At 65.0% G+C, this 16985-nt stretch carries 17 protein-coding genes; 10 read left to right on the top strand and 7 right to left on the bottom strand.

From position 1 onward, the window contains the following. Positions 1 to 14: 14 nt before the first annotated feature. Positions 15 to 1298, bottom strand: a complete 1284-nt coding sequence (locus tag CK230_RS30600; protein WP_245430118.1) for a pilus assembly protein TadG-related protein — start codon at positions 1296 to 1298, stop codon at positions 15 to 17. Between the two features lie 247 nt (positions 1299 to 1545). Here CK230_RS30600 and CK230_RS30595 point away from each other — a divergent pair, with 247 nt between their 5' ends. Further along, a complete protein-coding gene (locus tag CK230_RS30595) occupies positions 1546 to 2763 on the top strand; it encodes a pilus assembly protein TadG-related protein (RefSeq protein ID WP_095820504.1) in 1218 nt (405 codons plus the stop codon). 84 nt (positions 2764 to 2847) lie between these two features. Here CK230_RS30595 and CK230_RS30590 read toward each other — a convergent pair whose 3' ends face one another. The 3 genes from CK230_RS30590 to CK230_RS30580 all read right to left on the bottom strand — a co-directional run bounded on the left by CK230_RS30590 (position 2848) and on the right by CK230_RS30580 (position 3924). After that, positions 2848 to 3078, bottom strand: coding sequence for a hypothetical protein (locus CK230_RS30590; protein WP_095820545.1), 231 nt, complete (start codon positions 3076 to 3078; stop codon positions 2848 to 2850). Positions 3079 to 3149: 71 nt separating this feature from the next. Further along, positions 3150 to 3380: a polymerase gene (locus CK230_RS30585; RefSeq protein ID WP_095820503.1), complete on the bottom strand. Its 231-nt coding sequence runs from the start codon at positions 3378 to 3380 to the stop codon at positions 3150 to 3152. Between the two features lie 352 nt (positions 3381 to 3732). Continuing rightward, positions 3733 to 3924: a hypothetical protein gene (locus CK230_RS30580; RefSeq protein ID WP_095820502.1), complete on the bottom strand. Its 192-nt coding sequence runs from the start codon at positions 3922 to 3924 to the stop codon at positions 3733 to 3735. 436 nt (positions 3925 to 4360) lie between these two features. Between CK230_RS30580 and dinB the strand changes: the two genes are divergently transcribed. From dinB to CK230_RS30565, 3 genes are all read left to right on the top strand, one after another. Continuing rightward, a complete protein-coding gene (gene dinB, locus CK230_RS30575) occupies positions 4361 to 5641 on the top strand; it encodes a DNA polymerase IV (RefSeq protein WP_245430117.1) in 1281 nt (426 codons plus the stop codon). 182 nt (positions 5642 to 5823) lie between these two features. After that, the gene (locus tag CK230_RS30570) at positions 5824 to 7074 is read left to right on the top strand and encodes a patatin-like phospholipase family protein (protein WP_095820501.1); all 1251 of its coding nucleotides are present in this window, start codon (positions 5824 to 5826) and stop codon (positions 7072 to 7074) included. Between the two features lie 321 nt (positions 7075 to 7395). Further along, positions 7396 to 8100, top strand: a complete 705-nt coding sequence (locus tag CK230_RS30565) for an SDR family oxidoreductase (protein WP_095820543.1) — start codon at positions 7396 to 7398, stop codon at positions 8098 to 8100. Between the two features lie 24 nt (positions 8101 to 8124). Here CK230_RS30565 and CK230_RS30560 read toward each other — a convergent pair whose 3' ends face one another. The 3 genes from CK230_RS30560 to CK230_RS30550 form a co-directional block, all read right to left on the bottom strand. Further along, entirely contained in the window at positions 8125 to 8364 is a 240-nt protein-coding gene (locus tag CK230_RS30560; RefSeq protein ID WP_095820500.1) for a hypothetical protein, read from the bottom strand. 140 nt (positions 8365 to 8504) lie between these two features. Next, positions 8505 to 8948 carry an SRPBCC family protein gene (locus CK230_RS30555; RefSeq protein WP_095820499.1) on the bottom strand — a complete coding sequence of 148 codons (444 nt, stop codon included), beginning with the start codon at positions 8946 to 8948 and terminating at the stop codon, positions 8505 to 8507. Positions 8949 to 9122: 174 nt separating this feature from the next. Next, the gene (locus CK230_RS30550) at positions 9123 to 9548 is read right to left on the bottom strand and encodes a hypothetical protein (protein WP_095820498.1); all 426 of its coding nucleotides are present in this window, start codon (positions 9546 to 9548) and stop codon (positions 9123 to 9125) included. Between the two features lie 353 nt (positions 9549 to 9901). Between CK230_RS30550 and CK230_RS30545 the strand changes: the two genes are divergently transcribed. The 6 genes from CK230_RS30545 to CK230_RS30520 all read left to right on the top strand — a co-directional run bounded on the left by CK230_RS30545 (position 9902) and on the right by CK230_RS30520 (position 16980). Beyond that, positions 9902 to 11326: a family 16 glycosylhydrolase gene (locus tag CK230_RS30545; protein WP_095820497.1), complete on the top strand. Its 1425-nt coding sequence runs from the start codon at positions 9902 to 9904 to the stop codon at positions 11324 to 11326. 12 nt (positions 11327 to 11338) lie between these two features. Next, positions 11339 to 13105 (top strand): type I secretion system permease/ATPase, encoded by a 1767-nt coding sequence (locus CK230_RS30540; RefSeq protein WP_095820496.1) that lies wholly within the window; start codon positions 11339 to 11341, stop codon positions 13103 to 13105. Positions 13106 to 13108: 3 nt separating this feature from the next. Next, positions 13109 to 14428: an HlyD family type I secretion periplasmic adaptor subunit gene (locus CK230_RS30535; protein ID WP_095820495.1), complete on the top strand. Its 1320-nt coding sequence runs from the start codon at positions 13109 to 13111 to the stop codon at positions 14426 to 14428. A 163-nt stretch (positions 14429 to 14591) separates the two neighbouring features. After that, on the top strand, positions 14592 to 14846 hold the full coding sequence (locus CK230_RS30530) for a DUF1127 domain-containing protein (protein ID WP_095820494.1): 255 nt from the start codon (positions 14592 to 14594) through the stop codon (positions 14844 to 14846). 270 nt (positions 14847 to 15116) lie between these two features. Beyond that, positions 15117 to 15695: an OsmC family protein gene (locus CK230_RS30525; protein WP_245430116.1), complete on the top strand. Its 579-nt coding sequence runs from the start codon at positions 15117 to 15119 to the stop codon at positions 15693 to 15695. A gap of 58 nt (positions 15696 to 15753) precedes the next feature. Further along, positions 15754 to 16980, top strand: coding sequence for an NAD(P)/FAD-dependent oxidoreductase (locus CK230_RS30520; RefSeq protein WP_095820492.1), 1227 nt, complete (start codon positions 15754 to 15756; stop codon positions 16978 to 16980). The last annotated feature ends 5 nt before the right edge of the window (positions 16981 to 16985 follow it).

Genomic DNA, 16985 nt, shown 5'->3' with positions numbered 1-16985 from the left:
ATGGATCAGGGATCTCACTCGACGACCGCAACCGCCTGGGCGGCCGGGATGTCCTTCATCCCGAGGCTCGAGCAGTCCTGGTTGATGGTCGAGTTGCCCGACCACTGGATGGTATCGGCGACGACCTGCGTGCAGCCGTTCACACCTGAGAAGTTGCCGAGATAATTGACCTGCTGCCTGGGAAAATAGATCGCGCCGGTCAACAGCGAGGTCGCGGTGCCGTTGAAGGTGCTTTGCGCCGCGGTGCCCGTCCTGTCGCCGTAAAACAGCACGCCGGAATAAGTGCCTGAAGTCGGCGCGCTCATCGTCACGGTTGCGTTGCCGTTCATGCTGACCGTGTTGCTGCCGGACATGAAGATGGTGACCCCGGCGCCCACAACGACGGCGTTGGCGTTGATCTTCATATTGCCCTGAACGACATAGACCCCGGGAGAAAGCGTGACAACGCCGTTGAGACTCATGCCGCTGCAATAGGTGCCGGGCTGCAGCGTCTGCGCTGCCTTGTTGCCGTTGACGTTCTTGCACGGGTTGGACGCGGCGGGCGCCGGCACGTTGGAGAAGGGGTCGGACGCCGGCAGGGCCTGGGTCATAGGCGACTTGCAAACCATGGTCACCGGATTGCTCAGCGAAACGCCGCCGGCGGTAATCAGGCAATCGGTCTGCAACCCAGCCGAGCCCTGCACCTTGATGGAGTCACTGGCGATCGAATCCGCCATGACCGAACAGCCGGTGAGCTTGACGCTCGTGCTGCCGGAAAACAGCGCCGCCGACGAGGCGGAGGGGTTGAGCGCCAGCACGCAGGCCTTTGAAGCGTCGGTGATCAGCGCGACCGCCCTCGCCTGTTGCGGCACCTTTGTCTGGGTGAAGATGGAGGTGAACATCCGGTCGAGGTTCTGGCTGAGGATGACCTCCACCGCCTTGTTGGCCGTGTTTGGTCCCGAGGTGGGCGGTGTGTTGACGACGATGGTGCCGCCGCCCAGCCCGTTCGAGGCGGCCGACGTCGTGGCGGCGGCGGTGATGGCGGCCGTGTCGGACCCCTGGATCTTTTCCAGCGCGCCCGCATAGGCGGCCGCGTCCGCGATCGCCTGCAGCTTCAGGCTCGAATAGTACCAGTAGGACGTCTCGACACCCAGCCCCGCGCCGCCGACGACGACCGGCAGGGTGAACGCGAAGATGGTCGCGACATTGCCGCCCTTGCCTTCGCAAAAGCGCCGAAGGGTCAGCCGAGAAAAAAAATTGCTGAAGAATGGACCTGAAAAGGCCATGGCCGAGCGCACCCACGGTATCCCGGCGGTCACGTCATCATTGCCTTATGAACGAATGCCTAATTATTTCGCTCGACTTGCATCTGTAGGACCGCAGCGGGCCTCCGCCCCCATCTTGCGCCGCGCGCACTCAGACTTAAGGCCCAACAGATTTAGGACTTAAGGTGTAAGCGTCAGTAAAACCTAATATTTTAGCACTTTCTGCATTTTATCTTTTTTGGAAATCGCCCGTAGAGACGGCACGCATAACACTCGGTGAAATACGACGAGGGCGGGCACCATGCTTGGACAGTTTTGGGTTTCGAAGCGCGGCAACTTCGCGGTCGCGACCGCGGTTGCCATGGTGCCGCTGATGCTTGGCGTGGCAGCTTCCGTCGACCTGATCGGCACCAGCGACGACGCCGCCCAGCTGCAGAATTCCCTGGACGCCGCCGGCCTTGCGATCGGCACGAAGTACCAGCCAACCATGTCGGCGGGCGACGTGCAGCAACTGGGCCAGACCTTCTTCGCGGCCAATATGAGCGCGGCCGACGCGCAAGAGCTGTCGGGCAGCCTCGCTGCCTTCCAGGCCGCCGCCAGCGGCGATCCAAGCGCCTATTTCATTTCGGCGTCGTCGAGCATCAGCCGGCCGGCCTTCATCGGCGCCATGCCGGCCTGGCAGGCGACTCGCACCGCCTCGGTCAAGATCAAGCCCGGCGCGCAGGCCTGCGTGCTGGCGCTCAACCAGCATGCCGGCAACGCGGTCAACCTGCAGGGCTCGACCAATGTGGCGATGACCGGCTGCGTGATCGCGGCCAATTCGGACGCGGCCGATTCCGTCAACCGCGGCGGCTCGGCTATCGTCAGCGCGGCCTGTGTCTCGACGGTCGGCGCCACCCAAGGATTGACGCCGCCCAGCGCCACGCTTTCCTGCGGCACCCCGCATGAGAAGCAGTATGCCTCGTTCGATCCGCTGGCCGATGTCGTTCCGCCCGCCTACACGCTCTGCCTGCCGGTGCCCAACGGCAAGACGATAACGCTCTCGCCGGGCACCTATTGCGACAAGACCCTGAATGGAAAGATCACCCTCAATCCGGGCACCTACATCATGCGCAACGTCACCATAAAGCCTGGCGGCAACGGCACCCTGAGCGGCCAGGGCGTGACGATCTTCCTGATGGAAAACTCGCAGCTCTACATCAACGCCAACGAGCAGGTGAACCTCTCGCCACCCACCAGCGGCCCCTATCGAGGCATCACCATCTACCAGGCGCACGGCAACACACAGGCGCTGACGCTGAACGGCGGATCCGGCTCGCTGGTGAGCGGCTTCATCTACGCGCCCGACGCTGCCATCACCTATACCGGAAATTCGGACATGAGCGCCCAGGGCAGCTGCCTGCGGCTGGTGGGCGACACCGTCGCGATGACGGGAAACTCCGCGGTGAAGTCGGACTGCACGGCCGAACTGGGGAACCGGGAGATGTATGCGGGCCGGATGATCACCCTGGCGAAGTGAGGCGGAAAGCGGCAGCGGCTCACAGGGGCCGCGACGACCGATCTCCCTGGCGGGAACCGTCGCCCCAGCAGCCGCGCCGCCGAATTAGGTGATAATGTCGGCGCCCGGCCGCTCGTCGAAAAGAACCGAGCAGCCGCGCTCGAGCGCGACCTGCGTCAAGGCATTGGCCGCATCCTCGTCCGACGAGACGAAATCGCCGGTCAGCACGCGCAGTTCCTCGACGGCCCTCGACATCGGCACCACGCGCCCGGCCGAACGGTCGCTCGCGCATGCGTCGATGACGCATAGAAGATCGATGAGTTCGAAATTATCCACGGCGGCCTCCGCTGGCGCCATCCCTTCGCTCAGTCAACGGCGTGACGCGCGGACTGGTTCCCGCGCCGGCCTCATCCTTGCGGCCTTGCCGGCGCGAGCTTGAGATCGAAGCGGGCCGGCAGGCATGGCTCGATACAGGCCCTGCGCACCGATGCCGTGGCCATGGTGTCGATTGGAAGGACTATCATCTGAGCATGGCGTTGCGGCCAGAGCGGCCTGCCGAAGAGCAGGAAGACGCCGCCGATCAACAGCGCCAGGAGCAGCGCGGCAAAAAGGTTCGCGATCATGTTGCCGGGTTGCACGGCAGCAACTCCAAGTCGGATTCCAGAGGGAAAGGAGTGCCCATCACATCGCAGGAATGATGGGCACTCCTTGGTAGACCGCCGATGAAGGGACTTTGTCCGGCGGCTTGCCAGTCAAATGCATTGATGCCGCTGTTGTTGCTCAAAAATCGGCGCCTCGGGCCTCTGCGTTTGGCGCATGAGACTTCAGTCTGAACAAGGCCTCGGACCGTCGCCCGAAGGCCGGAACATTCGGTTTCGGCTGCCGTTCCCGGCTAGCGAAATCGGCGAAAGGAGAGAAGACATCGCCGACTGACGGCTTCACCTTTTGACAGGCCGCGCCAACTGTTGCTCCTTCAATTCAACGTAGAATTCAGGCCTCGAAGTCCATCGGCTGATGGCCGGGCTGCTGGTGCCAAAGCACCTGGCGATAATCCGTCAGTTCGACGACCTGCGTGCAGACCGGACAGATGTAGCTGTCGCAGCATTGGCGAAGCGCCGGAGACCCGCGGCGAGCGGCAATGACCGGCGGACGCGAATAGGCTTTGACGGCTTGATCAAGCATGGTTTCCTCCTGGTGGTTGTCGATTATTCCCGCCCAAAGATTCCTCCCCTCGCCGATGTTGCGCCGCCGTGGCACTTGGCCAGCGGTGGAGCAGGTTCGGCATGTGCTGATGGGGATGGCCTCTCAACCACCGCCGTGCCAGCGCAAAAACAGAAAAGCACCGGCGACCAGGTTCCGCATTAACTTCCGATAAGGCGCCAAAAAAATCTTCGAGCGCCGGGAGCGCTCAATGCGGGAAACGCGCGCCGTAGGGGCGTTCCTGTCAAGTCCGCGCGCGGGTGATCGTGCAAGCTGCGCTCCATCCGCAGCTGTAGCTTCAGGTTGTGGAAACTTGCACGCTCAAGCGTGGCGGCTTGACAGAAAGCTACTTTTGTTCTCTTTATGTTCTACTAATTCCCCTTACAAAAGACGCAGCTAATGCTGCAATGCCACACAAATGGCCATGGGAGCGCGCGATGGCCGCCACGAACAACGCTGCGGCCGCCACCATCCTGCTGCCGATCTCGACGCCTTCTACGCGTCCGTCGAGCAGCTGCTCGATCCATCATTGCGCGGCAAGCCGATCGCCGTCGGCGGCGGCGTGGTGCTGGCGGCCTCCTATGAAGCCAAGGTGTTCGGCGTGCGCGGCGGCATGCCCGGCCGCAAGGCGCGCGAGCTCTGCCCCCAGCTCATCTTCGTCGGCGGTCATTTTTCCGAGTACCAGCGCCTCGGCGACGCCGCGATCAAGGTGCTCGACGATTTCACGCCGGTGGTCGAGCGCATCTCGATCGACGAGGCTTTTGCCGACGTCGCCGGCTGCACGCATCTGTTCGGTCCGCCGCAAGAGATCGCGCGAAGAATCCGCGAGCGGGTGAAGGCCGAGCTCGGCCTGCCGATCTCGATCGGCGTGGCGCGGACAAAGCACCTCGCCAAGATCGCCTCGCAGGTGGCGAAGCCCGACGGGCTGGTGGTGGTCGAGCCCGGCACCGAGCTTTCCTTCCTGCACGACCTGCCCGTCACGCTGATGTGGGGCGTCGGCCCGGCGACGAAGGCGCGGCTCGCCGAGATCGGCGTCGAGACCATCGGGCAATTGGCGCGCACCCATAGCGGCGCGCTGGAGCGGCTGATCGGCCATGCCGCCGGCCAGAAGCTTGCCGCACTCGCCTGGAACCGCGACCCGCGCAAACTCGAGACGCATCGGCGCGCGATTTCGGCCGGCGCGCAATCGGCGCTGGGCAGGAAGCCGGCGGTGCCGCGCGTCTTCGTGCCGACGCTCTTGCATCTGGCCGACCGCGTGGCGAGCCGCCTGCGGGCCAAGGACCGGCCCGGCCGCACGGTGACGGTGCGGGTGCGCTTCGCCGATCTGCGCGCCGTCACCCGCTCGGTGACGCTGGAGCAGCCGATCCAGGCGACGGTAATGCTGGCCGAGATCGCCGAGGAGCTGGTGCGCGGCGTGCTGGCCGCCCATCCCGGCGAGAGGGACATATCGCTGCTCGCCATCTCCGTCTCGCATCTGGAGGAGCATGCCGAGCTGCAGCTCGAACTGCCGCTCGGCCTGATGGATGAGAAGCGCAAGCCCGGCAGCCGCAAGGGCCTCGCCCGCTTCGGCGCCGACCGCGCCATCGACAAGATCCGCCAGCGCTTCGGCAGGCAAGCCGTCGGCTACGGCACGGTGGCGCTGGAAGGCCCGCGCTCGGTGCCGGACGGGTTCAGGGAACTGGCGGAGAAGGAGCTGTAGAGGGCTTTCATCGCCCCCGCGAAAGCGGCCGAGACGGAAATGGAGAGCGCCTTACGAGGGGCCCCTCTCCGTCAGCTTCGCAGACAGCTTTCCCACGCTTCGAAATTCCGCGATTCCGCAGCTTGCCAGAACGCCCGCGCTGGGCTGGATTGTGCGCTGGAAGCCGAACGATCGGAGTCATCATGGCCAGCGGGACGGCAGCGCCGGATGCAGAGGCATCGCCAGCCGGCACGGACAACAAGGCCGAGCGCTACGATCTCGGCCTCTGCCTCTCGGGCGGCGGCTATCGCGCCATGCTGTTTCACGCCGGCGCGCTCTGCCGCCTGAACGAGGCCGGGCTGCTCGAAAAACTCGATATGGTGAGCTCGGTTTCGGGCGGCTCGATCGCGGCTGGGCTGCTCGCGGTGCTTTGGCCACGCTTCGTCTTCGCGGGCGGCGTCGCCACCAATTTCGATATCTATCTCGACAGGATATTGGAGTTCTCGCAGGTCTTCCTCGACGCGCCGTCGATCTTCAAGGGCCTGCTCAACCCGTTTTCGAGCGCCGCGCGAGAAGTCGCCGCCTGCTACGAGCGGAATTTGTTCGACGGCTCCAGGCCGATGCTGAGGGGCCTGCCGGAAAAACCCTGGTTCGTTTTCTGCTCCAGCAATCTCGGCACAGGCTCGCTGTTTCGGCTGTCGCGGCGCTACATCGCCGATTACCGCATCGGCGTCGCCTACCAGGCCGACCTGCCGGTCGCGACCGCGGTGGCCGCCTCCTCGGCCTTCCCGCCTTTCCTGTCGCCGCTCCGGCTCGACCTCACGCCCTTCGCGTGGAAGAACGACAAGCTCGACCCTTCGGTCGGCGCGCCGGTGCCGCCTTCCCGCGCCGTGCTCACCGATGGCGGCGTCTACGACAATCACGGCATCGAGCCGGCGCTGAAGCGCTGCCGCTGGCTGCTGGTGAGCGATGCCGGCGCGCCGTGGCAGGCTTCGAAGGCGGGCTACTGGAACTGGTTCTCGCAGTTGAAACGCGTCGCCGACACCACCGACAACCAGGTGCGGTCACTGCGGCGACGGGATCTTGTGGCGCGCTTCCAGGCGGCCAAGGACGCCGACGATAGCGGCCTGCCCAAAGACGCGGCACGGCCCGACTATGCGGCGACGCGCGGCGTCTTCTGGTCGATCGCCAGCAAGCCGGACGCGACCGGGCCGAATTTCGTGCAGACCGCCGCGACCGCGCCGGCCGATATTGGCACATCGCTGCATTTCCTAGGCAGCGAAGAGACCGTCGATTTGGTGAACTGGGGCTATTGCGCCGCCGACCAGGCGCTGCGCGGCTGGTACGAGCCGGCGGTGGCGCCGGGAAAGGGCGTGCCGCTCAAGCCGGGCGATGTAAAGCCGGAGCGCTGCGCGAGGGTTTCGAGGATCCTGATGAGCGTGTTCAGGGTTTGAGCCGGCGCGCGAGCTGCCAATCTCCCCCCTTGCGGGGGAGATGTCCGGCAGGACAGAGGGGGGTGTGACAGAACGCGGCGCTGACACTCGTTGGATGCGAACCTCTTGGTAGTTGGAGGCAAGGATAGCCGCTGATACGTCGGCGGGACAGCACCCCCCTCTGGTCTGCCGACCATCTCCCCCGCAAGGGGGGAGATTGGCAGCTCCGCGGCTTTCGCCAATCACCACCCTCGCTGGCGCAATCCAATCTGGTTCATTCCCCTGCCCTGCGCATGCTAACAGGTTCGCTTTCAACCTAAGCACCCAAGGATGGACAGCGACATGGCAGGCGAAAAAGTGGCTCTGGTGACGGCGGGCGGCAGTGGCATGGGGGCCGCGGCGGCGAAGCGCCTGGCGGCGGACGGCTTCAAGGTCGGCGTGCTCTCCTCCTCCGGCAAGGGCGAGGCGCTGGGCAAGGAGCTCGGCGGCTTCGGCGTCACCGGTTCCAACCAGTCGAACGAGGACCTGAAGCGCCTGACCGACGGCGCGATTGCGCGCTGGGGCCGCATCGACGTGCTGGTCAACAGCGCCGGCCATGGACCGCGCGCGCAGATCATCGAGATCAGCGACGAGGACTGGCACAAGGGCATCGACACCTATTTCCTCAACGCCGTGCGCCCGACCCGGCTGGTGACGCCGGTGATGCAGAAACAGAAATCCGGCGTCATCATCAACATCTCGACCGCCTGGGCGTTCGAGCCGAGCGCGATGTTCCCGACCTCGGCCGTGGCGCGCGCCGGGCTTGCCGCCTACACCAAGATCTTCGCCGACACCTATGCCGCCGACAACATCCGCATGAACAATGTGCTGCCCGGCTGGATCGACAGCCTGCCGGCGACCGAGGAGCGCCGCCATGCTGTGCCGATGAAGCGCTACGGCACCTCGGAAGAGATCGCCGCGACGATCTCGTTCCTCGCCTCGGATGGGGCGGCCTACATCACCGGCCAGAACATCCGCGTGGATGGGGGCATCACAAGGGCGCTGTGAGGGCGGCCGCGACGCCGCCTCAGCTCATCCGGGCTTGCGGGAATTGAGCACCCACAGAACGCATAGGAAGGCTATCGAGCCCACCAGGACGATCGAATTGCCGACCACGATGTTCCAGAATCGTGTCGGATCATCCGAGAGCGCGACCCAATGCAACCTGCCCCGGACCTCGCCTGTCTTGATGCCGCAGGCAATGTTGTAGATCGCGATGGAGGCAAGCGCGGCCATCAGGACAAACAGGTCGTTGTTCTTGTTGCGATCCATGGCAGCGGCTTTTATCAGCGCTTGGTGAAATTTTGCTTACCTTGGGGAACGCGGCGGCCGGGAAACCGGCCGCCACGTTTTTTCGGCTTGACGCAATTCCAGACCGGAAGATTGCGGCGGCCGCGCCTGTTTGCCCGGTGCTATTGATTGATCTCCGGCTCGACGAGCTTGGCCAGGTTGCGCAGCGATTCCTGCCAGCCGAGATAGCAGGCCTCGGCGGGGATGGCGTCCGGGATGCCGGCCTGGGTGATGTTGATCTCGGTGCCGACCGACACTTTCTTCAAGGTCACCGTCACCTCGATCTGGCCCGGCAAATTGGGATCGTCGAAGCGGTCGGTGTAGCGCAGGCGCTCGCCCGGGACGAGCTCGACGAATTCGCCGCCGAAGGAATGGCTGCCGCCGGTGGTGAAGTTGCGGAAGGACATCTTGTAGGCGCCGCCGACCTTGCCCTCGAACTCATGCACCGTGCAGGTAAAGCCGTTCGGCGGCAGCCACTTGGCCAGTGCATCGGCTTCGACGAATGCGCGGTAGACCTTCTCCGGCTTGGTCGCCAGGACGCGGTGCAGGTGGATGGTGCTCGGCATGTCTCGATATCCTTCCCTAGTTGATCGATGCCCCAAGGACGGGCGGCCCCCAGCCGACCCGACAGAGGCTGTCAGATTTTTTGCCTCGACGAGGCCGTCGCCAGCGGACTGACGGCGGCGTTCAGAAGTCTATGCCATGGGCGAGGCGCCAGCGGACGATTCAATTCCGAAGGATCAAAACTCGATCGACTCCACCAGCTGCCGAGCCTGGCTCAGCTCATTTCCGGTTTGCGGATTCCTCGGACTCGCTCCGATGTAGGTGGCGAGAACGACGTCGCGTCCGTTCGACAGATGCCACACCGCAAGCAACTCTTCTCCGTCGTTGGACACGCGCTCAACTGCGTTGATGCGTCCAGCCTTCTCAACCGGCTCATGGAACTTGCGGGCCAGATTTGTACAATACCCGAGGAGCATCCGGCGCAAATCACCGATGGTGACGTTGGGCAGCTTGCCGCTCTTATACCGGGCAACCGAGAATTGAAGCACCCCGCCAACCAGGGGGCCGGCCAATGTCGGCGGCCACCTGCGTTCCAAGTCGCCGGTTATGTCTTCCCATCCTTGCGAAAGCTCGAACTGCAGTCCGTGAAATTCAACGCGCATCACATTCTCCCCAGCAGCGGAAATGGAGATAGCATTCCGGCTCGAATGTCCACCGTCGCGCTTGGCGACTCAGCCCTCGTTCATCGCGCGCGCGGCCGCGCACGTCAATTGTGGCCACGAGCAGCATCTTGCCCAATATTTCAGCATGAGCCTCGCAATATTGAGTAAAATTGAGTAATTCTAGGTGTAATTATCGCGCTTAAATTGCATTAGAGGCACCTTATCATAATCATTTCTAATCATTAATCGATGAACGGTAATTTTTTATCTGTACTGTGACGCGATTTCTTGGAACCATAGGCCGGCTTTGCAGGTTGGCCTGAAATCAGCCGCCACCGAGGAAGGAGTGTCCGATGGGCTTCGTCGTCAACGCGATAGGCGTTCCTCTTTATTACAGCGGCGCCTCCAATCATTGGTTTTCGGCAACGTCCGGACCGACATTCAACGGCAGCAGCGGCAACGACTCAATCTGGGCCTCCGGCGGCGTCAACGTCACCATGTATGGCGGCCAAGGCGACGACATCTATTACCTCTATTCGGCGGGCAACAAGGTGGTCGAGAACGCCGGCCAGGGCGTCGACACCATCAACACATGGATGAGCTACACGCTGCCGAACAATGTCGAGAACCTGGTCGTCACCAACGCTCACAACTATGCCTTCGGCAATGCGCTGGACAACATCATCACCGCCACGGGGGGCGGCCAGACGATCGACGGAGGGGCGGGCAACGATGTGCTGATCGACGGCGGCGGCGGCGCCGATATTTTCATCATCGCCAAGGGCAATGGCAGCGACTCGATCCTCAATTTCGCCTCGAACGACGCCGTGCGGCTCGATGGCTACGGGTTCACTTCGTTCGCCGCTATCCACGACAGCATGATCCAGGCGGGGCCTAATGTTGTGCTGAACCTCGGATCGGGCGAGATCCTCGAATTCAAGAACACGACCATCGACAAGTTCCAGCCCAGCCAGTTCCAGCTGCCGATCGACAAGTCCGGAATGACGCTGTCCTTCAGCGACGAGTTCAACACGCTGAACCTTAACAACAGCCAGGGCGGCACCTGGGACACCAACTTCTGGTGGGGCGCGGCGAACGGCAGCACACTGGTCCGGAACAACGAGCTGCAATGGTATATCGACGCCAATTACGCGCCGACCAGCTCGGTGCATCCGTTCAGCATCGACAATGGCGTGCTCACCATCACCGCGGCGCAGGCATCGGCCGACATCAAGCCCCTGATCAACAATTACGAATACACCTCCGGCCTCCTGACCACGCATGACTCGTTCTCGCAGACCTATGGCTATTTCGAAATGCGCGCCGACCTGCCGGAAAACGCCGGCGCCTGGCCGGCCTTCTGGCTGCTGCCGGAAGACGGATCGTGGCCGCCGGAACTCGACGTGATGGAGATGTATGGCCAGAAGCCGAATTCGCTGCTGATGACGGCGCACACCAATCAGACGGGCCAGCACACGACGGTCGGCTCCACGGTGAACGTCATGGATACCGCCGGCTTCCACACCTATGGCCTGTTGTGGACGCCGGACAAGCTGGTCTGGACCTATGACGGCGTGCAGGTCGCGGCGGCGGCGACGCCATCCGACATGAACAAGCCGATGTACATGCTGGTCGATCTCGCGATCGGCGGCCAGGCCGGCGCGCCGCCGGACCATCTCGCCACGCCGGCGCAGATGAAGATCGACTACATTCACGCCTACACGCTGGACGAGCTGCAGCAGAGCCATTTGAGCGTCACGGGCGAGCATACAGCCTAGGCGGCGGGGGCGATGTCGCGCGAGAGCGCTCCGACCCCGCCGGCCGCCTTGCGGCCGGTCTCCCTTCGCCGCGTATTCCTGCGCGCAGTCAGCGATGTCGGCCTGTTCTCGCTGCTGATCAACCTGCTGCTGCTGGTGATCCCGCTCTACCTGCTGCAGGTCTATGACCGGGTGCTGCCCTCCTCCAGCGTCGAGACGCTGGTCTATCTGTCGGTCATCGCGGCCGCGGCGCTCGGCTTCCTCGGCTTCCTCGACGCCATCCGCGCCGTCTACACGCAGCGCGTCGCGGCCATGGTCAACGACAGGTTGGGTGCGACGGTCTTCGCCGCCTCGCTCGACGCCAGAAGCGCGCCGTCGCCGCTCGCCGACCTCGCCTCGATCTGCGCCTTCATCCGTTCGCGCGGTGTCTCGGTGCTGTTCGACCTGCCCTTCGCGCCGGTCTTCCTCGGCCTGCTCTACCTCATCCATCCGGTGCTGTTCTGGGTGACGCTCGGCGGCACCGCGCTGCTGGTCGTGCTGGTCATGGCCAACCAGCTTGCCATCGGCAGGAATGATGCGCTTTCAGCGGAGCGCTCGGCTCTGGCCAGCCGGGCCGAGCAGGCCTTTGCCCGCAACGCCGAGACGCTGCGCGCCATGGGCATGGTGGAAAACGCCGCGCGCGCATGGGGACGGCATGTGGCGGCCGCACTTGTGCTGCATGACCGTTCGGCCAGCGCCAACGCCGTCTTCAGCGGCGCTTCCAGGGCGCTGCGCATGATGCTGCAACTGGCGATCCTCGGCGCCGGCGCCTGGCTGGTGCTGAAGGGCGAGATGACGGCCGGCATGATCTTCGCCTCCTCGCTTGTGTCTTCGCGCGCGCTGCAGCCGCTCGACCAGCTGATCGGCTCGTGGCGGCAGATGGGCGAGGCCAGGCGCGCCTGGTCGCGGCTGCAGGTCGCGCTTGCGGGGCAGCCGGCACAAGCAAGCAAACTCACCTTGCCCGATCCGACCGGCGCGATTGCCGCGCAGGATCTTTTCTTCATCGCTCCGGATGCCACGTTCGGCGCCGAGCCGATCCTGAAGCGGCTGAGCTTCGCGGTTCAGCCCGGCGAAGCGGTGGCGATCGTCGGCCCGAGCGGCGCCGGCAAATCGACGCTGGCCCGGCTGCTTGTCGGGGCGGCCCGGCCAAGCGGCGGCTCGGTCAGGATCGACGGCGCCGAGCTCAGGACCTGGGACGAGAACCAGCTTGGCCGGCATATCGGCTATCTGGCGCAGGAGGTGGAGCTTTTCCCCGGCTCGGTCAGCGAGAATATCGCCCGCTTCGACGCAGGCGCGGACGATGCCGCGATCGTCGAAGCGGCGAAACGCGCCGAGGCGCATGAGCTGATCCTTTCGCTGCGCGACGGCTACCAGACGATGGTCGCCGGGACGCTGTCGGGCGGTGAGCGGCAGCGGATCGGACTGGCACGCGCTTTCTACGGCAATCCGCGCATCCTGGTGTTGGACGAGCCGAGCACGCATCTCGACGGCGCCGGCGAAACGGCGCTCGAAGCGGTACTGGCGGCCGCCCGCGCCGCGGGCGTCACCACGATCGTCATCACGCATCGCCCCTCCATCGCCGCCGCCTGCGACCGCGTGATGGTTCTGCGCGGCGGCATCATCGAGGCGTTCGGGCCGAGCGCCGAGGTGCTGCGACAGTCGACTGTCGACAAGGGCAAAGGCGCGCGGCAGAACACGGTGGTAACCGGCTCGTTCGTGCCGACCATCCGCGCCTCGCAAACCATCCGCCACGGGTCGTAGACGATGTCCGCGCCAAGCCTCACCTTCGACGACGGCCCGCGCACCGACTTCCGCCGCACGGCCTTTGCCGGCTACGCGGCAATCGCGCTCCTGGTCGGCGGCTTCGGCTACTGGGCAGCGAGCGCGCCGCTGGCGGGCGCGGTGATCACGCAAGGCACGATCGCGGCGACCGGCGGCAACATCCTGATCCAGCATCGCGAGGGCGGCATCATCAGCAGGTTGCTTGTGCATGAAGGCGACCGCGTGCGCGAAGGCCAGGAGCTCATCCTGCTCGACCGGACCGCTCCGGAGGCCGATCTCAACCGGCTGACCCGCCAGTGGATCGCGCTCAAGGCCAGCGCGGCGCGGCTGGAGGCCGAGCGCGACGGGCTGGACCGGCTGGCGCCGATGACCGAGCCCGCGCCAGCGCCGTTCCAGCAGGATTTCCAGAACCTGATCCGCGAACAGCAGAAGGAGTTCGACGCCAGGCTCTCCCGCTTCCGCTCGGAACAGTCGATCCTGGCGCAGCGCGTCGCGATGCATCGCGAATCCGTCAAGGGCCTGAACGCGCAGAAGGCGGCGATCGAGCAGCAAGCCGAGGTGGTGAAGAAGGAGCTCGGCATCAAGACCGACCTTCTCAGCAAGGGCCTCACCAACCGCAGCGAATATTCGCAGCTGCTGCGCTCGGAGGCCGACCTTGTCGGCCAGGCCGGCGCGCTGGCGGCGTACCTTGCCTCCGCCAACACGCAGATCGCGGAGGCCGAGGCGCAGACCGAGCGCGCCACCACGCAGCGCGTCGAGGAGGCGCTGACCAAGCTCGACGACGTGCGCACCAACCTCGCCGACATCGAGGAGCAGATGCGCGCGGCGGAAGCCGTGCTGAAGCGCACGACGATCACCGCGCCGGCGGCGGGCATCGTCGTGTCCTCGACCTACAACGCGCAAGGCAGCGTGGTCGCGCCCGGCGAGAAGATCATGGAGATCCTGCCCACGTCATCGGGCCTGGTGGTGGACGCAAAGCTCAGGCCGCGGGACATCGACCAGGTGCATGTCGGCCAGAAGGCGAAGCTCAGGCTGTCGGCGCTCAACGCGCGGCTCACGCCAGAGGTGCCGGCCACGGTGAGCGAGATTTCCGCCGACCGGCTGATCGACGAAACCACGCACGAGCCCTATTTCCGCGCCAGGCTGAAGATCGCTGACGCCTTACCGCCCGGCGTGAAGAGAGAACAGCTTTATCCCGGCGCCCCGGTCGACACCTTCATCAGCACCGGCGACCGGACCTTCTTCGAATATCTGGTGCGGCCGATGATGGACTCCTTCGCGCGGGCGTTCAGGGAGCGGTAGGGGCGCTTTGCGCCAATTCGCGTAGCCGTATTTCGGGCGGCCAGACGCTCTTGCCACATCGGCGTGGAAACGGCCGAGCAGCTCGATTCCACGGCAATTTCGACGCCCGCTCCAACGCTGGCTCCCCCGGTCATAAGCGACAAGCCCTCCATCGACGACGCGAATGGTCGCGCCGCAACAGATGGAGACGACGATGACGACTTTGGAACATACCGCCTTTCAAACCGGCCGTGCGGGCTCCGGCCCGATTGGCTTTGCCGGCCGCGCGTTCAGGTTCTTCGACCGTGCGATGAGGATGCGCAGAGATCGAGCCGCCTTGCAGGCCATGCCGGACTTTCTGCTCAAGGACATGGGCATCGCACGTTCGGAAATCGACCGCTACACCGCCATGCTCTCCGCCGCCTCCACACGGACGTGACGGACATCCGCAATGCCGGATGACCGGCGACAGCGATCGCGGCCACGCCGTCGAGAAGCCTCGGGCGCCCTTCCAACGCCCGGGGTTTTTGCGTTCTGGCGCATCGGCTCAAGCGGTGAGTCACCTCGTTTCAAACGATACGTCCAACGCCAATTTCCACGGTGTGCGTATGAAAAATTCCACGGTCGCAACCACTCTCGTTCAAACGCTCCATCGGCAAACAGAGGCCGTCACGGCAACCAAGCCGCAAAACAACCTTTGGAGATGAAGATGCAACCCAACACCAAACCTGCACGGCTTCCGCTCAACGGGGTCGACACGCCGAACCTGATGGCGACGATCAATTTCGTCGCCGGGCAGCCGGAGCTCGCCAAGTTCCAGTTCCGCGCCCACAATGAGTGGATCGAGGGCACGCACAGCAAGACCGTCATGAACGGCTTCTTCGGCGCCGGCAACGAGCAGAAGCACGAGAAGCCGCATTATGCCGACGCCGACCATCCGGCGATCCTGTGCGGCGCCGACAATGCGCCGACCCCGGTCGAGTGGCTGCTGCACGGGCTGGCGGGCTGCCTGATGGCGGGCGTCGCCAACATCGCCGCCGCGCGCGGCATCAAGCTCACCAAGGTGAAGTGCTCGGTCGACGGCGACATCGACCTGCGCGGCATCCTCGGCATTTCCGACGAGGTCCGCAACGGCTTCCAGAACATTCATGTGTCGTTCGAGATCGAAGGCGACGCGCCGGCCGAAAAGCTCCAACAGCTGGTCGAGCAGTCGCGCACCCGTTCGGCGGTCTTCGACGTGCTGACCAAGGGCGTGCCGGTCACCGTCGGCATCAAGACCATCCAGTAAGCCTGCAGGCGGTCCGGGGCCAATCCGGACCGCCTCTTCCCTCAGACGGAACTGATCCATGAGACGCGCGGACGTCGTCATCATCGGGGCCGGCCAGGCCGGCCTTGCGCTCAGCCACTGCCTCGGCCAGGCCGGCATCGACCATGCCGTGCTGGAGCGCGGCCGCATCGGCGAGCGCTGGCGCTCGCAGAGCTGGCGCTCGCTTCGGCTGCTCACGCCGAACTGGCTGAATGCGCTCCCCGGCTCGCCTTACAAAGGCGGCGATCCCGACGGCTTCATGAGCAAAGGGGCTTTCGTCGAAAGCCTGGAGCGCTACGCCTGGCAATGGCATGCGCCAGTCGAGACCAATGTCGAGGTCCTCGGCGCCAAGCGAACCGGCGACGGCTTCGCCTTGCGCACCTGCGCCGGCGACTGGTCGGCACGCGCGGTCGTCGTCGCGACGGGACATTGCGACCGGCCGCTCATCCCTTTTTCGGCGGAGACCCTTCGCGGACCGCTCAGCATCCACGCTTCGCACTATCGCTCGCCCGGCGAGCTGCCGGGCGGCGGCGTGCTGGTCGTCGGCGCGTCATCCTCCGGCGTGCAGATCGCCGACGAGCTCGCCCGCGCAGGGCGGCGCGTTGTGCTTTCGGTCGGCAAGCATACGCGCCTGCCCAGAACATGGCGCGGCCAGGACATCTTCTTCTGGCTCTGCGCAATGGGCCTGATGGCGCAGCGACCAGAAGACCTGGCCAATCCGGAAGGCGCCCGGGGCCAGCCTTCGCTGCAACTCGCCGGCCGGCCGGACAGGGCCGATGTCGATCTCGCCACGCTGCAGGCGCTTGGCGTGGAACTCACCGGGCGGGTGCGCGGCGTCGGCGACCGCGAGATCGCCTTCGCAGGCGATCTCGGCCAGCACATCGCGGCAGCCGAAGCGAAGCAGGCGCGCCTGCTCGACCAGATCGACCGCTTCGCGGGTGGGGCGATACCCTACCGGCCCGAGCCGGTGGCGCTGCCATCGGCCTCGAGCGAGCGGCTCTCGCTGAAGGACGGTTCGATCCGAAGCATCATCTGGGCGACCGGCTATGCGCGCTCGTTCGGCTGGCTGGAGCCGCTGGCGCTCGGCGCCGATGGCGAGCTTGCGCATCAGGGCGGCATCACCAGCGTGCCCGGCCTCTACGCGCTCGGTTTCCGCTTCCTGCGCAAGCGCGATTCCAACTTCATCGGCGGCGTCGGCGCGGATGCCGAGGCGATCGCCGCCGAAATCTCCCGTCATCTCGACTGCAACGGCCGCAAGGCGGCCTGAGGACC

It is taken from the genome of Mesorhizobium sp. WSM3859 (genome assembly GCF_002295065.1).
Classification (GTDB): Bacteria; Pseudomonadota; Alphaproteobacteria; order Rhizobiales; family Rhizobiaceae; genus Mesorhizobium.
Note: the sequence above shows the minus strand (reverse complement) of the source record. Positions and strands in the feature narration are given on the sequence as shown.

Excerpts from the sequence above, each read along its gene's own strand:
- CK230_RS30595 (WP_095820504.1), top strand. The coding sequence starts at position 1,546 with ATGCTTGGACAGTTTTGGGTTTCGAAGCGCGGCAACTTCGCGGTCGCG.
- CK230_RS30580 (WP_095820502.1), bottom strand. The coding sequence starts at position 3,924 with ATGCTTGATCAAGCCGTCAAAGCCTATTCGCGTCCGCCGGTCATTGCC.
- dinB (WP_245430117.1), top strand. The coding sequence starts at position 4,361 with ATGGCCATGGGAGCGCGCGATGGCCGCCACGAACAACGCTGCGGCCGC.
- CK230_RS30570 (WP_095820501.1), top strand. The coding sequence starts at position 5,824 with ATGGCCAGCGGGACGGCAGCGCCGGATGCAGAGGCATCGCCAGCCGGC.
- CK230_RS30565 (WP_095820543.1), top strand. The coding sequence starts at position 7,396 with ATGGCAGGCGAAAAAGTGGCTCTGGTGACGGCGGGCGGCAGTGGCATG.
- CK230_RS30560 (WP_095820500.1), bottom strand. The coding sequence starts at position 8,364 with ATGGATCGCAACAAGAACAACGACCTGTTTGTCCTGATGGCCGCGCTT.
- CK230_RS30555 (WP_095820499.1), bottom strand. The coding sequence starts at position 8,948 with ATGCCGAGCACCATCCACCTGCACCGCGTCCTGGCGACCAAGCCGGAG.
- CK230_RS30550 (WP_095820498.1), bottom strand. The coding sequence starts at position 9,548 with ATGCGCGTTGAATTTCACGGACTGCAGTTCGAGCTTTCGCAAGGATGG.
- CK230_RS30545 (WP_095820497.1), top strand. The coding sequence starts at position 9,902 with ATGGGCTTCGTCGTCAACGCGATAGGCGTTCCTCTTTATTACAGCGGC.
- CK230_RS30540 (WP_095820496.1), top strand. The coding sequence starts at position 11,339 with ATGTCGCGCGAGAGCGCTCCGACCCCGCCGGCCGCCTTGCGGCCGGTC.
- CK230_RS30535 (WP_095820495.1), top strand. The coding sequence starts at position 13,109 with ATGTCCGCGCCAAGCCTCACCTTCGACGACGGCCCGCGCACCGACTTC.
- CK230_RS30530 (WP_095820494.1), top strand. The coding sequence starts at position 14,592 with ATGGTCGCGCCGCAACAGATGGAGACGACGATGACGACTTTGGAACAT.
- CK230_RS30525 (WP_245430116.1), top strand. The coding sequence starts at position 15,117 with ATGCAACCCAACACCAAACCTGCACGGCTTCCGCTCAACGGGGTCGAC.
- CK230_RS30520 (WP_095820492.1), top strand. The coding sequence starts at position 15,754 with ATGAGACGCGCGGACGTCGTCATCATCGGGGCCGGCCAGGCCGGCCTT.